This is a genomic window from Bacteroides sp. AF34-31BH (genome assembly GCF_003602795.1).
Lineage (GTDB): Bacteria > Bacteroidota > Bacteroidia > Bacteroidales > Bacteroidaceae > Bacteroides > Bacteroides uniformis.
The window spans coordinates 174,686-188,519 of record NZ_QTLV01000010.1; the positions used below are offsets into that span (position 1 = coordinate 174,686).

Annotated in this window: 12 protein-coding genes, 1 tRNA gene and 1 pseudogene; 4 read left to right on the top strand and 10 right to left on the bottom strand. The window is 42.4% G+C overall.

Features of this window, described 5'->3' with window-relative positions:
• Positions 1-181: 181 nt before the first annotated feature.
• Both DWZ67_RS15140 and DWZ67_RS15145 read right to left on the bottom strand, forming a co-directional pair.
• Positions 182-3,109 (bottom strand): outer membrane beta-barrel protein, encoded by a 2,928-nt coding sequence (locus DWZ67_RS15140; protein ID WP_120139236.1) that lies wholly within the window; start codon positions 3,107-3,109, stop codon positions 182-184.
• Positions 3,110-3,209: 100 nt separating this feature from the next.
• Positions 3,210-3,623: a hypothetical protein gene (locus DWZ67_RS15145; RefSeq protein WP_009037184.1), complete on the bottom strand. Its 414-nt coding sequence runs from the start codon at positions 3,621-3,623 to the stop codon at positions 3,210-3,212.
• Positions 3,624-3,830: 207 nt separating this feature from the next.
• Between DWZ67_RS15145 and aroB the strand changes: the two genes are divergently transcribed.
• Positions 3,831-4,892 (top strand): 3-dehydroquinate synthase, encoded by a 1,062-nt coding sequence (gene aroB, locus DWZ67_RS15150; protein WP_057254328.1) that lies wholly within the window; start codon positions 3,831-3,833, stop codon positions 4,890-4,892.
• Here aroB and DWZ67_RS15155 read toward each other — a convergent pair.
• Both DWZ67_RS15155 and DWZ67_RS15160 read right to left on the bottom strand, forming a co-directional pair.
• Positions 4,868-5,251: an MmcQ/YjbR family DNA-binding protein gene (locus tag DWZ67_RS15155; protein ID WP_005824086.1), complete on the bottom strand. Its 384-nt coding sequence runs from the start codon at positions 5,249-5,251 to the stop codon at positions 4,868-4,870. The genes aroB and DWZ67_RS15155 overlap by 25 nt on opposite strands.
• A 3-nt stretch (positions 5,252-5,254) precedes the next feature.
• Entirely contained in the window at positions 5,255-5,785 is a 531-nt protein-coding gene (locus tag DWZ67_RS15160) for an HU family DNA-binding protein (RefSeq protein WP_008665685.1), read from the bottom strand.
• A 373-nt stretch (positions 5,786-6,158) separates the two neighbouring features.
• Here DWZ67_RS15160 and DWZ67_RS15165 point away from each other — a divergent pair, with 373 nt between their 5' ends.
• Complete coding sequence (locus tag DWZ67_RS15165) at positions 6,159-6,908, top strand: NigD-like protein (protein ID WP_008665687.1); 750 nt, start codon at positions 6,159-6,161, stop codon at positions 6,906-6,908.
• 601 nt (positions 6,909-7,509) lie between these two features.
• Here DWZ67_RS15165 and DWZ67_RS15175 read toward each other — a convergent pair.
• From DWZ67_RS15175 to DWZ67_RS15200, 6 genes are all read right to left on the bottom strand, one after another.
• On the bottom strand, positions 7,510-8,163 hold the full coding sequence (locus DWZ67_RS15175) for a hypothetical protein (RefSeq protein WP_120139237.1): 654 nt from the start codon (positions 8,161-8,163) through the stop codon (positions 7,510-7,512).
• Positions 8,164-8,361: 198 nt separating this feature from the next.
• A complete protein-coding gene (locus DWZ67_RS15180) occupies positions 8,362-9,237 on the bottom strand; it encodes a hypothetical protein (RefSeq protein ID WP_133302947.1) in 876 nt (291 codons plus the stop codon).
• 244 nt (positions 9,238-9,481) lie between these two features.
• Positions 9,482-10,486 carry a phage/plasmid replication protein gene (locus DWZ67_RS15185; protein WP_120139239.1) on the bottom strand — a complete coding sequence of 335 codons (1,005 nt, stop codon included), beginning with the start codon at positions 10,484-10,486 and terminating at the stop codon, positions 9,482-9,484.
• 38 nt (positions 10,487-10,524) lie between these two features.
• Complete coding sequence (locus tag DWZ67_RS15190; RefSeq protein ID WP_120130076.1) at positions 10,525-10,836, bottom strand: helix-turn-helix transcriptional regulator; 312 nt, start codon at positions 10,834-10,836, stop codon at positions 10,525-10,527.
• Between the two features lie 162 nt (positions 10,837-10,998).
• Positions 10,999-11,799, bottom strand: a complete 801-nt coding sequence (locus tag DWZ67_RS15195) for a hypothetical protein (protein WP_120139240.1) — start codon at positions 11,797-11,799, stop codon at positions 10,999-11,001.
• Positions 11,796-13,064, bottom strand: a complete 1,269-nt coding sequence (locus DWZ67_RS15200; protein ID WP_120139241.1) for a site-specific integrase — start codon at positions 13,062-13,064, stop codon at positions 11,796-11,798. The genes DWZ67_RS15195 and DWZ67_RS15200 overlap by 4 nt, the downstream gene beginning before the upstream one ends.
• A 336-nt stretch (positions 13,065-13,400) precedes the next feature.
• Between DWZ67_RS15200 and DWZ67_RS15205 the strand changes: the two genes are divergently transcribed.
• Together DWZ67_RS15205 and DWZ67_RS15210 are read left to right on the top strand one after the other, a co-directional pair.
• A tRNA-Pro gene (locus DWZ67_RS15205) sits at positions 13,401-13,474 on the top strand.
• Positions 13,475-13,610: 136 nt separating this feature from the next.
• Positions 13,611-13,733, top strand: a pseudogene (locus DWZ67_RS15210) (Arm DNA-binding domain-containing protein); the annotation flags it as partial.
• Between the last annotated feature and the right edge of the window lie 101 nt (positions 13,734-13,834).

Consider the following 13,834-nt stretch of genomic DNA (forward strand, 5'->3'; position numbering starts at 1 on the left):
CTTGTCTGAAAACTTATACTTGCTATCGCTTTGACGCGGATGACGCGGATGACGCAGATGACGCAGATTTTTAATATTCTTATCTGCGTCATCCGCGTCTGAAAAATAATCAAAAAGAAACCTGCCACAGAATTGAGAGTGTATCAGAATGACAAGCTGATTAGGGGGTTGATCCCCCGCTTTAGAACGGCCTGCGTCCTCCGAAACCGCCAGGACCATGACCCGGACCGAAGCCCGGACCGCCGAAGCCGCGTCTGCCCTGCATCTTATCGCGGGCGGCCTTGCTGCCGAAAATATTCAGACGATAGATGAAGTGAAGCATGCAATAGCTGTTCACGCCGTTATATTCGTACACCGAGCGGCCGCTTGCAGTCAGCGAACGGCTGATGTTACTCTGCTTCTTCAGAATGTCGTACATTTCGAAGCTGACGGTGGCATTCCCTTTTAGGAAAGTCTGCGACAACTGTGCATTCCAGATAAGCTCGTTACGGTTCATACTGCTGTCCGTATATCCTCGACGGCTCTGGTTGGCAATGTTGGTAGAGAGCGTCATGTTCCACGGCATGGAAATCTGCGTATTGGCACCGTAGGAGAAGGTATAGGGCTCCTGATTATTGTCAGGCGTCAGTTTATCCTTCTCTATTGAATAGGAGATGCTTCCGTTCAAGCCGAATTCAAACCAGTCATTACGATAGGCGGCATTCAGACGTTCGCCCAGCGTCAAGTTGGTGGTTGTATTCTTCCGTTCCACGGCATCTGCTCCCTTACCGGACGTCAGATAAGCCACATTGTTCTGATAGTTGGCATTGGAGAAGGAGTTGATGGTATACTTCTTATTGGGCAGTGCCGTATTGAAGCCAAACATGCCGAACGCATTCCAATTACCGTTGATATTCTTCGGAGTTGTAGTCCATCCACCAGTCTCCGAATTGTACACACGGCTATTGCTGATGCTATTCTGCGTTGCCGAGAAGTTGACGTGCGACATAATACCACGCTGCTTTTCGGCATTATACGTATTATAGAAGAATCGCATGTTGTGCGTAAAGGAAGGCTTCAAGCCCGGATTACCGATACGTACATTCTGCGGATTGGAGTTGTCCACAATCGGCAACAGATTCTCCATACTCGGTTGGCTGCTACGCCCGCGGTATGTCATACGCAGCTGGCTCACCTTGGAGAAACGGATGCGCAAGTCCAGGTTCGGAGCGAAGTTGAACACATTGCGAGTGGTATCAATCATATAGTTGCCGCGTTTATAGGACAACACAGAATGCTGTGGCTGGAACGACATACCTGCGCTCAGCTGGTACTTCTCGCGGATAAAGCGCAAGGACACGGATGCATCGTGGTTGTAGTAGCGGTATTCCGCATATTTGCCCAGACTGTCCACCGCATGCTCTTCATACCCCACAGGAAGCTGGGTTGACAATCCCCAATCCGGAAAGCCCTGCAAATCGTACGTTGTCTTGTCGCTCTCGCTATACTTGTACTGGAACTGATAGCTGAATTGCAGGAAAGTGGCACGGGCTATCGGTTCGCTGTAAGTCAGCTGTGCACTGTAATTGTAGTTCTTGGTCGGGGTAGCGATGTATTGGTTACGAATCAGTACGGAATCTCCCGTCTGCAGGTAGTTCAGCAGCTTGAAGTAGTGTGTTTCCGACTCCGTATACTGGTTGTTGTCATTATTGGTATAACCGAACCTGCCACGGAACGTGACATTGCGCCCTTTGTCATTCAGCTTTCTGTTCAACTGCAAGGTTGCATCCGTAGACACACTCTTGTTGTCACTCAGCGAACCGCTGTTGATGGCGTTTATACGGATACTTCTCAACGGGTCATCATCAGGATTGAGAATCTTCTCCAGATTGAGCCAGTTATTGGGGTCGGTCACCAGACTGTAAGGGTCGGAATCGAACGTACCGCTCTCCGAACCAGAAAGATTGTCCGTTTTACCGTATGAAAAGTTAGGACGGAAGATGATGTTCGTCATCGAGTCCGGCTTCCACTCCAGGCGGAAATCGGCATTGAAATTCTTGGCTTTGTTACGTTGCCTGCTGTTCGAGTTGGAGTAGGAATTGCCGTTGGGCAGGAAGTCCTCGGTAGAACCGATGCTTGCGATATCTCCATCCTGATAGTTGTAGCGTGCACTACCGCCCAGTTCCAGCTTGTTCGTCTGGGTGGCGAAGTTCACACCCAACATCTTCGTCGCTGTAAGTCCGTTGTTTCTGCGCCAGCGCGGACCGCCGCCACCGCCGGAGAAGCCCTGGTCGTTCACGTTATTGGCAGAGCCGACAAGCGAGACTTGTGTCTTGTCCACGAAGCGGTTCAGCATGAAGCGGCCCATGTAGCGGTCTTCCGTACCTCCGGCCACGTCGGCATTACCAAACCAACCTTGGTTCATGCCCTTCTTTACAGTCAGGTCGAGCACGGTTTCCTCCTCACCGTCGTCAATACCGGTGATGCGGGCAAGGTCGGACTTCTTATCATAGGTTTTTAGTTTATCAACCATGTCCACCGGCAGGTTCTTTAAACCGGTCTTTACGTCTCCGCCAAAGAACTCCTTGCCGTCAACCATAATCTTTTTCAAGTCCTTGCCGTTTATTTTCACATTACCTTCATCGTCAATCTCAGCACCCGGTAGTTTCTTCACCAGCTCTTCGAGCATGGCTCCATCGGGGGTGCGATAGGCAGAGGAGTTATAGACCAGCGTGTCTTCCACCACCTGCACCTGCGGCACTTCGGCCGTGACCACAGCCTCGGCCAGCATCACGGCGTCTGTCTCCAGCGTCAGGGTGCCCACGTTCTTGGTAGCCGTCGTGGCATAGAGATGCATGGGCAGATATTGGTTCTTGAATCCGATGTAGGAAACTTTCAGCACGTACTTGCCCGCGCTGACTTTGGGAAGGGTGAAATAGCCTTGTGCCGTGGTGGCCGTGCCCGCCGCCTGCGCGCTGTCGGGCAAGGTGAGCAACTGCACGGTGGCTTGTATCGCAGGCTCCTTGGTGTCCTCCACGACACGGCCCGATACCGTAATGTTTTTGGTCTGTGAGAATGCAGACAGCGTTGTTGTCAACAGCAACGCCATCCCCGTGATAATCTTCTTCATGTGTCTATTCTTTTAAATGAACAATGCCTTTTTATTCACTGTTTCATTTGACAGACTTCCGGGCAAAAGGTTTAATGCCCCACATGACGATTTGCTCCGTTTATCGACCATTCCGCTTAAATAATCTATCAACTGTCGCTTTCTTTATACCAAATTCCAAGCAAAGCACATTCAATATAAGAAATATGAGAAAAGAAGAAGAATCGACCGAAAGGAGGTCACCCTGCGCCACCCGGTAGAGCATACCGCCGAAGATAAAAAGAACGGTCAGAAAGATGGCATTGCGCGTGGCCTTGTTGCGCACCTGCTCTATCTCCTTATTCTCGTTCTTTGTCAAGGCAAAGATTATCATCAGTGCCCCCATCATCATCAGGAGTTTGGAGCATTCCTTATAGAACAGCAAGTTGGCATCTGTCACTTTTCCCCACAATAGGAATATGAAAGGGAGGAACAACGCCAAAGCTATGATGAAATAACCCAGCGGACGGCAATAAACGGGAAGTAATGCTCTCATTTCTATCAATCAATTACAAATTACTAATTACAAATAGCGGGAGGCAGATGACGGAAACACCTTGCCACCCATAGAATTTCACGGGACAAAGATAACGTTTTATTGCCAAAAGAGCTATCTTTGTGCCACAATATAATGAAGAAGGCTCCCTTTCCTTCATAATCCGTAACATCAGTAATTGGTAATTCGTAATTTGTAATTAACAAGATGAGTAAACAAGAAGTAATCCTTTGCGAAGGACTGGCAAACAGCCTGACGCATGCCATAGAGAAGTGTCCCCATGACAAGCTTTTCATCCTTACCGACGAGCATACCCACCGCCTCTGCCGCCCGCATCTGGACGGTATCCCCGCCCTGGAAGAAGCGGAAGAGATTATTATCGGGGCAGAAGACGTGCACAAGAATCTGGAAACGCTGGCTGCCGTATGGCAAGCCCTGAGTGAGAAAGGGGCCAGCCGCCACTCCCTGCTCATCAACCTGGGCGGTGGCATGGTGACCGACCTTGGCGGTTTTGCCGCTTCCACCTTCAAGCGGGGCATCGCCTACATCAACGTTCCCACTACGCTACTCGCCATGGTCGACGCTTCCGTGGGAGGCAAGACGGGCATCAACTTCAACGGTCTGAAGAATGAAATCGGTGTTTTTGCTCCTGCCGCCTGCGTGCTGCTGGAAACCGAATTCCTGCGCAGCCTCGATGCCCATAACTTCTTCTCCGGCTATGCGGAGATGTTGAAGCACGGCCTCATCAGTACCCCGGAACATCTGGCAGAACTGCTGTCATTCGATACGGAAAAGATAGATTATGCCTTACTGAAGTCCATGGTAGGACGTTCCGTGCAGGTAAAGGAACACATCGTAGAAGAAGACCCGCAGGAACATGGCATCCGCAAAGCCCTGAACCTGGGGCACACCGTAGGACACGCCTTCGAAAGCCTCGCCCTTGCCGAAAGGCGTCCGGTGCTGCACGGCTATGCAGTGGCATGGGGGCTGGTCTGCGAACTCTACCTTTCTTATATAAAGACCGGATTCCCGAAGGACAAGATGCGCCAGACCATCCAATTCGTCAAAGAGAATTATGGCAGCTTCACCTTCAACTGCAAACAGTACCACCAGCTGTACGAACTGATGAAGCATGACAAGAAGAATACCGCCGGAGTCATCAACTTCACCCTATTGAAAGAAGTGGGTGACATCTGTCTCAACCAGACGGCAGACAAGGAGACTATCTTCGAAATGTTCGACTTTTATAGGGAGTGCATGGGGGTATAACGCTCCCGCTCCCTCTTCGGCAGGCTCTCCACAACCAGCCGATAGGAGCGTGCCACCAGTTCTCGGATAATGCTGTCCGGTACATCCTGATTAAAATACACACTGTTCCAATACTTCTTGTTCATGTGCCACCCCGGCTTCACCCCCTCGTACCTTGCCCGCAGCTCCGTTGATTCCTCCGGGCGGCACTTGATGCAGCAGAAGTCGAACACTTCGATATTGACAAAGCAGAACCACTTGTCGCCCACATAAAAGCAAAGCACATCGCGGCTGTATCTGTCGGCCACATTAGGAAAAGGCATCTTCTCGCTCACTCCCGGCAAGGAGAGACAGTATTCTCTGAATTCTTCCACATTCATCGCTCACTCCTCCCCCGAAAAGTCCTCCGTATCATTTTCCATCCCAACTGGGTCTTCATCCGGAATTCCCGTCTTTCCCTCGGCCCGCTCCTTTCGCAGCGTTTCCGGTCGCAACATATCGTGAGGGAAATATCGGCTAAGCGGATAACGGTAGAAATCCATCCCGCTGTTCAGCCTCGCCACCAGCGACTTATCCGGACGAAAATAGACACGGGATAAGCGTACCTTGCCCGGCATCACATCGTCGGGATGCTCAAACCCGTCACTCGTCACCGCCACATGGAAGGAACCCAGCCCCTTAATGGTCACCGACTCTCCCTCCATCAGCGCTTCCTCTATAAACTTCGGCAAATCTATCAATACACTCTGCACGTCTCCCGAACTCATCCCTTTTCTGGATGCCATACGCTGCGCCAGCAGCTCTGCCGTCACACCTCCACGCCGCTGTAACACACGCTGCACAGCATAATAGAGTTGCTTCACCCCTTCTGCCGTGCGGAAAACCTTCTTTCGAACCAAATAGACTATACTCATACTCTTTTCACAATGAACATAATGTTTCTTACTGCAACCAGACCGCTGACACCCCACCCGAAGGTTACTTTCCCTAAACAGAAAGCCAGTTTCCATACGGCCGGACAGCTATTCCCCAACATGCACGAGATGCACATCTCATGCAGTTCGAGACATACATCTCAACACACGCGAGATGTGCATCTCATACAGCAAAGGTAATCATATTCCACCTGATATACAAATATCTTTCATGTATCGGGGAATAATATTCCGCACCAGCTTACTCCGGCTCTTATCATTAATTAACAATGCTGCATGCAGGGTTTTCGCAAATATGCTATTTCTATAAAAGCAAGACCTATTCCAAATGTTTAATTTAAAAGAGTACACTATGAAAATGAAGTCAATCTTTAACAAGAAAATTTTAATCGCTATTGCAACCATCAGCTCCTTAAGCCTCCAATCGTGCCTGGACGACGATGATAATTATGCCATGAGATTCCCCAATGCCCTGGTAACGGTAAAGACCGATGCAGACCAGACAGTCTTTCTGCAATTGGATGACAAGACCACTCTGCTGCCTACCAACATGACGAAATCTCCCTACGGCGAGAAGGAAGTCCGCGCTTTAGTAAACTACAAGGAAGTGGACGAGCCCAGCGATATCTACACCCAAGCTGTACATATAAACTGGATAGACAGTATCCTTACCAAACCCATCGCCCCGGATTTGGGTGAAGAGAACGATACCGTATACGGCACCGACCCGGTGGAAATAGTGAACGATTGGGTAACCATCGCAGAAGACGGTTATCTGACCCTTCGCTTTAGAACTCAGCAAGGAGACTATCAAACAAAGCACTTTGTCAATCTGCTGCTGAGCGAGAATCCGGAAAACCCGTATGAAGTAGAATTCCGCCACAATGCCAAGGGCGACATTTACGGCAGGTATGCGGACGGACTGGTTGCTTTCAAGTTGGATGCCCTGCCTGATACAGAAGGCAAGACCGTTAAATTGAAACTGAAGTGGAAATCATTTAGCGGCGAAAAATCTGCGGAATTCGATTATTGTACCCGGAAATCCGTAACGCCCGAAAGTCCGGCTATCACTTCCGTAAGAAACAGCCTAAACCTGCAATAACTTCATTCAAAGTATGCCTGCCCGCTCAAAGCCATTGCCTTGCGAAGCAGGCATACAAGTAAAAAGAGAGCAGGACACGTTGACCGAAAGCCTTGAAACTGCAAAATATAGGTTCATTCAATAAAAAAAGCACTATAAATATTTGCTATTTTAAAATAAAGCCGTACATTTGCACCCGCAATTCGGGATGTAGCTCAGCCCGGTAGAGTACGCGTCTGGGGGAAACAAAGAGCTAATTTTCAAGAACTTAATATTACTTTCAGATATAGAAGGAGTTAGAACAATCTGTTCATCTCCTTTTTCTTTTTTATATACAACTTTTCTAAAACAATCATTACAAATTAATGAAAATCGATACAAATCAACTCCGAAACAAACCATAATATCATTTATTTTAGTACACTAAAGTTCGGACATTCTTTAACCGCGGACAACAAAAATGCTCTCCAATTCCCTATCAATTCCCCATAAGCAATCCCTATTTTACCAACACTTATAAATAGTATCTATTCTTACAATAGCATTCAAAACAAAAAAAATGCCATTCAATATTTTCATTAAACGGCATTCTATTATATACATGAATTATAATTAGACTAATCTAACCCTCCTCCTTACCTTCACCCTCCCTTTTATTGTCAGCAAATTTCTTTGCATTTTTAATTGCATTGTCAACCATTTCATCAGTTGCTTTTTCCCTCTCTTCTTCAGTAGGAGTATGAATAATACTCATTGTACTGCAGTCATTCCACCGAGAACTAACTAATTGTTTTTCTTCTTTACTATTCATTTCTTTTTCCAGTTTACCATGTGTAACATTCCCACTTTTAACAGAAGAATTCAACAGCTCCCAACGATTTTTATATCCTTCAATATCCTTTTTAAAGATATTATAACGTTCTCCACCAGCTTTCAATTCATATTCTTTCCTGTTTTCTACCACATATGAACTAGGAACTATATAAAAATCAGGCAGTGTAGGAGTACCTTCAATTTCAAATTTTTTATTATATATCACAAATATAACATAGTGGTTATCTTTTGCCTCCACATTACCTACGGGAATAGAATCATATTCACGAACAGATTTCACATCAATCGAGACAGCAGTTTTATCATCCCTCATTATCCAAATATCAACACTTTTCTTATTTCCCATTGTTATATAAGCCTCATAATTCAACCGATACAACATGGACAATACCAAATACTCACTAGCAATTCCAGTATTAAAGCCGTTCTTTTTAGTCGCCATAATCCTAATATTTGTTCATATTAATACTCAATGCACTATACTAACACACTGTATATAGCACATTTATACCTTATGAAGAACAAATATATTTAATCATTTTTGACTATCCAAATATTTATTACATAATCTTTTATAAAATAGTGAAAGCATAACACCACAATAAATACCAACATAAACAAAGTGCACAGAACAACATGTTCATCCTACTCCAGCATTTATATAAACTTTACTTCCCCACGTCTTTTCTGTACCAATAGGGGATGATTTCTTAGCTTTCTCTATAATTTCGTCCATAAATTGTTGTTCAATATTTAGAATTGTTGTATCTTTAGGAACAGAAAGAGAGTCGGGAGAGAAAGTTGATAACGTCACGCCCTTCTCTAAAGAATGTTGCAAGGGACTACTGCCATTCACCTCTTTCTCAAAGGCGGTTTCGGAAGAAATCGCCTTCCTTATACCTTTTTCTCTCATTGTTCGTGTAGGGTCATAAGAAGTTACAATCCACCTTTTCTCTTTAAGATTATCTTCATCATCTACTACAATTGTCTGTGTAATAACTAAAACATGTTTTCCAAGAGACAAAATTCTTTTTCTAAAACCATTTTCATCGACAAAATCTTTTACCAATTCACCTTCTCTGAGGAGTTTATCAATAATAAAAGACAATTCTTTCTCATCTTTAAAATCTTTCTCTTTACCATCTTCTGTTATACCTACATGTTTCCCTATAATATGATTTAAACCAAAATTTTTCTTACCATAGACAATATCTATGTCACCGATATCTTTTCTCTCCCAAGCGTTTCTAACTTGACCACCTTTTTTATCAATCAGAAAATCGACAGCTTCTTTAGGTTTACCTGCATATTCAGAATAATTTTCACCAAACTTATTTTCGTGAAGAATTATTTGACTATTTTTATAATTCTTTTCAACAGGAACCCAATTACCATCTGCTTTCTTCTTTCGAGCAATCCCATCACTCCATACTCTTATTTCACCTACAGAAGCTCTCTGAGCTTTCGTTATTTCATTAAAAGAATTTATATCAATCATATCTAATTCTATAGGCAATAGAGGGACTTTTTAATTTCCCTCCATTGTTAAAACGAATTCTTAATGTAACTGCAAACGATATTTCGTCTGTTTGAGTGTTGCCATAAAATCTTCAACCCAAGACTTTTCACCTGCATAACTGAAATTATTATTGATTATATAAAAGCATTTTTACGCGTTTTATTTCATTGCTCAATAACAGACCTACTGAGGAACCCGACTTCAATATATACCATGCAGAAAAACGAATATAAACCATATTCTAACTGGGCATTCCAGTCACTCCTCTATCCACCCACCTATTCAATCTTTCCAAACGCTCAGGAGCAACATCATATCTACTTCTTAACTTGACATATGCATGCTCTATTTTAGAGGTCAGCTCATCTATCATGGAAGCTGCATTAAGTGAATCAATCCCCACATTTTTAGCCTTCGCCAACACCTCCTTTATATCATACTTGTTCTTGCTACTAATATCCCGTCTAATAAAAGCTTCCTCCAGTATATCATACATATTGAACTTAGTCATGCAATAAGCGACACATGCAAGTTCAAAAGCCTTTTTACTATTGAACATACAACAAGAAAGCTCTATATCATATGTCTTTTGTATATCCATATAACAATCATACCATTTTTTCAGTACCAACAAACAAAAGGACGTAGTATATAAATCCTCTCCACGGATTGTCCTACCGAAAATAGACTTGACCTTCTTGAATCTGAATTCATACCTTAGCACATTCAAATCCTCAAAGTCCTCAAGCCCCTGCTTTATATCATCCGTCCTTTTACAACTTTTCATTTCAGCTATCTTATCATAAAACACCATCTGACAATCATGCTTGCTAAAATACAAAGTCTCTTTCTTTATATGAGCACTATAGAAACCATCCGAATACAACAACCTACGCATATACAACCAAGGCATATGCTTCACACGGAAATTGAAAGCAACATCCAAACGCTGTACCACAGCCTTTTCAATAGGGACACCAAGAGCCACACTCAATGCCTTAACTCCACTTCTAATTTCCCATATCCCTAAAGGCTTTGCATAATTATTACCCAATACCCACTTAGTCAGACTACCTTCTACCACCAAAGTAGTTCCCCTAACTTCTACCCGCATGTTTCTCAGATAGCCGACAACCCTATTCTCTGAACATACACTCACAACAATTCTGCAAGGAATCTCTTCCATGAAACTAATTTCATTATTCAAGTCCTTTTCGGACAACACTATTTTTATTGAGTCGTACATAATAGTCTATTATTATTTTAATTATATTATTCATATTATTATAAAGCATCCTGCGCATCGAGGTATTCATCAACCGTTCCTATGCGGTGTTTCAATATCCAATTCTCTATCTCAGAACGCCTAAATCGCAGAACACTCCTCCTGCTTAAAGTAGATTTATAGAAAGGAATCTCCTTATTCGAAGTTTTTTTATAAATAGTATGCTTCGAGAGTCCCGTAATTCTACACACTTCATCTATTCCAATAATCTCAGAAGCAGATTTTTTATCTGCATTCATTACATCATTTATCAGCTTTATCAAATCTGCTGTAGATACGTAATAAAGTTTATTTTTTTTATTATTTTCCATATAACTTTTTTTAATGTATCAGCAAAATTACAAAGCAAGTTTCAAATAAAAAAACAGCAAATGCGCAACTATACGCACAAAAAAATAAGGAGCTAACAACACTTATTATCAGCTCCTTATATCAAAAAAATGCTTGCGCAAAAATATATAGAATTTAACTTATTATATATCAGACAGCAATTTTCTCAACTCCTCACTTACCTTTTTGGATGGTCTATTATGGATACCAATATTCAATGCTCCTCCATTCTCATAACAAAAACACGAATTCACAATCTTGGCGTCAAAGGCTCCTACCAAAACATCCACCAAGGCTCTTACGAAAGCCTTACTTCCCTCTATCTTCCGAATACGTAGTTTCTTACTAAGACCATCGATAGAGCTGGTTTTAAATATCCTTATAAAGTCACGTGAACCAATATTATTATCCGCCCAATATTTAGTATCGCGCAGATAATCATATACTTTTTTCAGAGCAGTTTCATCATATTTGCTATTCATTGTAACCAACACCTTTTTAGGAATAGGCGTACTACATAACTCCGACTTCCAAATCTCTAATTCAGAGAGATAACATTGCAAATTGAAACTTTCGATTTCATTTAAATCCATCAACAAGGCAGGCAAATTATTCCAATCCTTATCCACATTGTACCAAAAAGTCGTATCACTGGAAAAACCTTTCCGATACCTATTTATTTCTTGTTGAAGATAAGCTAACGACTGTTTGACCCCTTTTATCAACTCAAAATAATTGCCCGTCTTCAAATATACAATATTATCTTCCTCCGTAATTATTCCATGCCTTTTATAATGGTTATCCAACATTGATTGAACAATTTGAATTTCTCTTTCTACAAGTTTCTCACTTCCAAGTTCCTTACGCATATAGCTGCACATTTTATTATTATCCACTCTATACTTCAATACACTAAGTTGGTCTTTAAAATCTCTCTTACTCATAATTTCATTTTATTTTTATATAAATAATTTATTGTAATTCTCTCTATTGCAGCGTCACCGAAACTATCCAAATAAGTATTGGTAGTCTCCATGTCCTTATGTCCCATTACCTGACTTATCATTTCACGAGGAACACCGTTAGTCTGTAGGGTCATAGCCATAGAATGTCTACTCACATAGCTTGTTAATTTCTCTGTAAATCCAAGCTCCTCGCCGATTTCTTTTAAACGCTCATTATAGCGTGCCAGTCTACGACGCAAATGGTCATAAAGCTTCTCACCATCATAGTCTTTCGACACTAGAGGAAGAAGATAATCACCTACAAGAACACTGTTGGACTTGAACCACAGAAGCAGATTATTCAGTTCATCAGTCACGGGTATTCGAATGAATTTGGCATTCTTACTGTGTTCCGTCTTATGCCTTTTATATATAATATGTACAGAAGTACCCTCCACTCTTATATTTCCTTTCCTCAGATTAGCCATATCGATGAAACTCATCCCATAACAGAAATAAGAAAACAGAAACAAGCGCCTTGCAATTTCCTTGGGCTTGTTCTCAAACTGCCGGTTCATCAATCTCAGCAGATATTCTTGAGGCAAATACCGCTTACGGGTCTCTTCTTCCAATGCGGAAATACAAAAACCACTTTTACCGAAAGGATAAGAAGTCGAAGAACATTCCTTAGCAACGATAGCACGATTCAATATTGCCCTTAACGTCTTCATATCGTGCTTACGGGTGTTGCCGCACCACCCTTTCTTTTCCATAAAAGAATTATAGGCAGAAACATACTTGATGTCTATCTCTTGAAAATAACGTGTGGACAGCTTCTTGTCGAACAATTTCATGTTACAGATGACCTTTTCCCACACTTTTGCATTACCGATATGTCCCGTTTCTTTCATATCTTTAATACACAACAATGCGAAATCCAAGAACTTTCCCTTCTTATCCTTATATAGGAAAGCATCCTCGAATTGATTCAGCGTCCAATCAATCCTATCAAACTCAAAATGGCGCTCGACTTCTTGAGCGCGTGCCAGCAGTTGAACTATTCGCGCATTGAATTCCTTATAATTAGGACAGACACGCTTATCACATCTGAAACGTTCACCAATAACGTCCCATTCCTCCTTCTTGGAGTAAAGCCCCAGTGAAATATACTTGGCTTTCATGTTCTTTATGATTCTCAATGAAACCGGATAGGTTCCATCCTTCCTCCTATTAGAGGAATGCAAAAGCACTTTAAATGTTGCCATATTATAAATATTAAAGTGCAGCAAAAATATAGGGTTATTTCTCAAAAGAAGAAAAATAGGTTTATAAAAATATCGCCTATTTATACTGATTAACAGAAGAAAATATATACCTAATTTCTGCCACGTTTTCTCCCTAAAACTTTCCTAAAATATTAAAGTAGACTGTATATAAACAAATACAAACAACAATCAACATCACAGCAGCTGATAATCAACTACAAAACAACAAGTTACGCATATCAAAAGAAAAAAATTCATTATTAATACAAAAAAAGAGGAAGAAAATTTGCAGAATCCCCATAAATACGTACCTTTGCACCGCAATTCAAAGAAAGACGGGATGTAGCTCAGCCCGGTAGAGTACGCGTCTGGGGGGCGTGTGGTCGCAAGTTCGAATCTTGTCATCCCGACTGAGTAAAGTGCTGGTAATCCAATGATTATCGGCACTTTTTCTTTTTATACATTTCCTGATTTTAGCAGTAGAAATGGGACAAAATCAAGGTTAGTGTAAACCATAGTGTAAACCGCTGCACAACCTTTAAAGCAATGAGTATCAAGGTTTCAGTGATTTGTTTTAAGAGTAAAGTGTTATCAAACGGAGAGCACCCTCTCATGTTACGTATTACAGAGAGCAAAAAAAGAGTAATGAAAAGTTTGGGAATATCCGTAATGTAGCTAACACTTGAAAAGGGACCCGGGTAGCATTTGAAACGTGTACCACCCATGGGTATGTTTAACCGAACAAAATTGGTATATTCATAAAAACCAAT

Coding starts and splice junctions, on each gene's coding strand:
- DWZ67_RS15165 (WP_008665687.1), top strand. CDS start 6,159: ATGAAAATGAAGTCAATCTTTAACAAGAAAATTTTAATCGCTATTGCA.
- DWZ67_RS15200 (WP_120139241.1), bottom strand. CDS start 13,064: ATGGCAACATTTAAAGTGCTTTTGCATTCCTCTAATAGGAGGAAGGAT.
- DWZ67_RS15175 (WP_120139237.1), bottom strand. CDS start 8,163: ATGGCGACTAAAAAGAACGGCTTTAATACTGGAATTGCTAGTGAGTAT.
- DWZ67_RS15185 (WP_120139239.1), bottom strand. CDS start 10,486: ATGTACGACTCAATAAAAATAGTGTTGTCCGAAAAGGACTTGAATAAT.
- DWZ67_RS15160 (WP_008665685.1), bottom strand. CDS start 5,785: ATGAGTATAGTCTATTTGGTTCGAAAGAAGGTTTTCCGCACGGCAGAA.
- DWZ67_RS15145 (WP_009037184.1), bottom strand. CDS start 3,623: ATGAGAGCATTACTTCCCGTTTATTGCCGTCCGCTGGGTTATTTCATC.
- DWZ67_RS15140 (WP_120139236.1), bottom strand. CDS start 3,109: ATGAAGAAGATTATCACGGGGATGGCGTTGCTGTTGACAACAACGCTG.
- DWZ67_RS15195 (WP_120139240.1), bottom strand. CDS start 11,799: ATGAGTAAGAGAGATTTTAAAGACCAACTTAGTGTATTGAAGTATAGA.
- DWZ67_RS15190 (WP_120130076.1), bottom strand. CDS start 10,836: ATGGAAAATAATAAAAAAAATAAACTTTATTACGTATCTACAGCAGAT.
- aroB (WP_057254328.1), top strand. CDS start 3,831: ATGAGTAAACAAGAAGTAATCCTTTGCGAAGGACTGGCAAACAGCCTG.
- DWZ67_RS15155 (WP_005824086.1), bottom strand. CDS start 5,251: ATGAATGTGGAAGAATTCAGAGAATACTGTCTCTCCTTGCCGGGAGTG.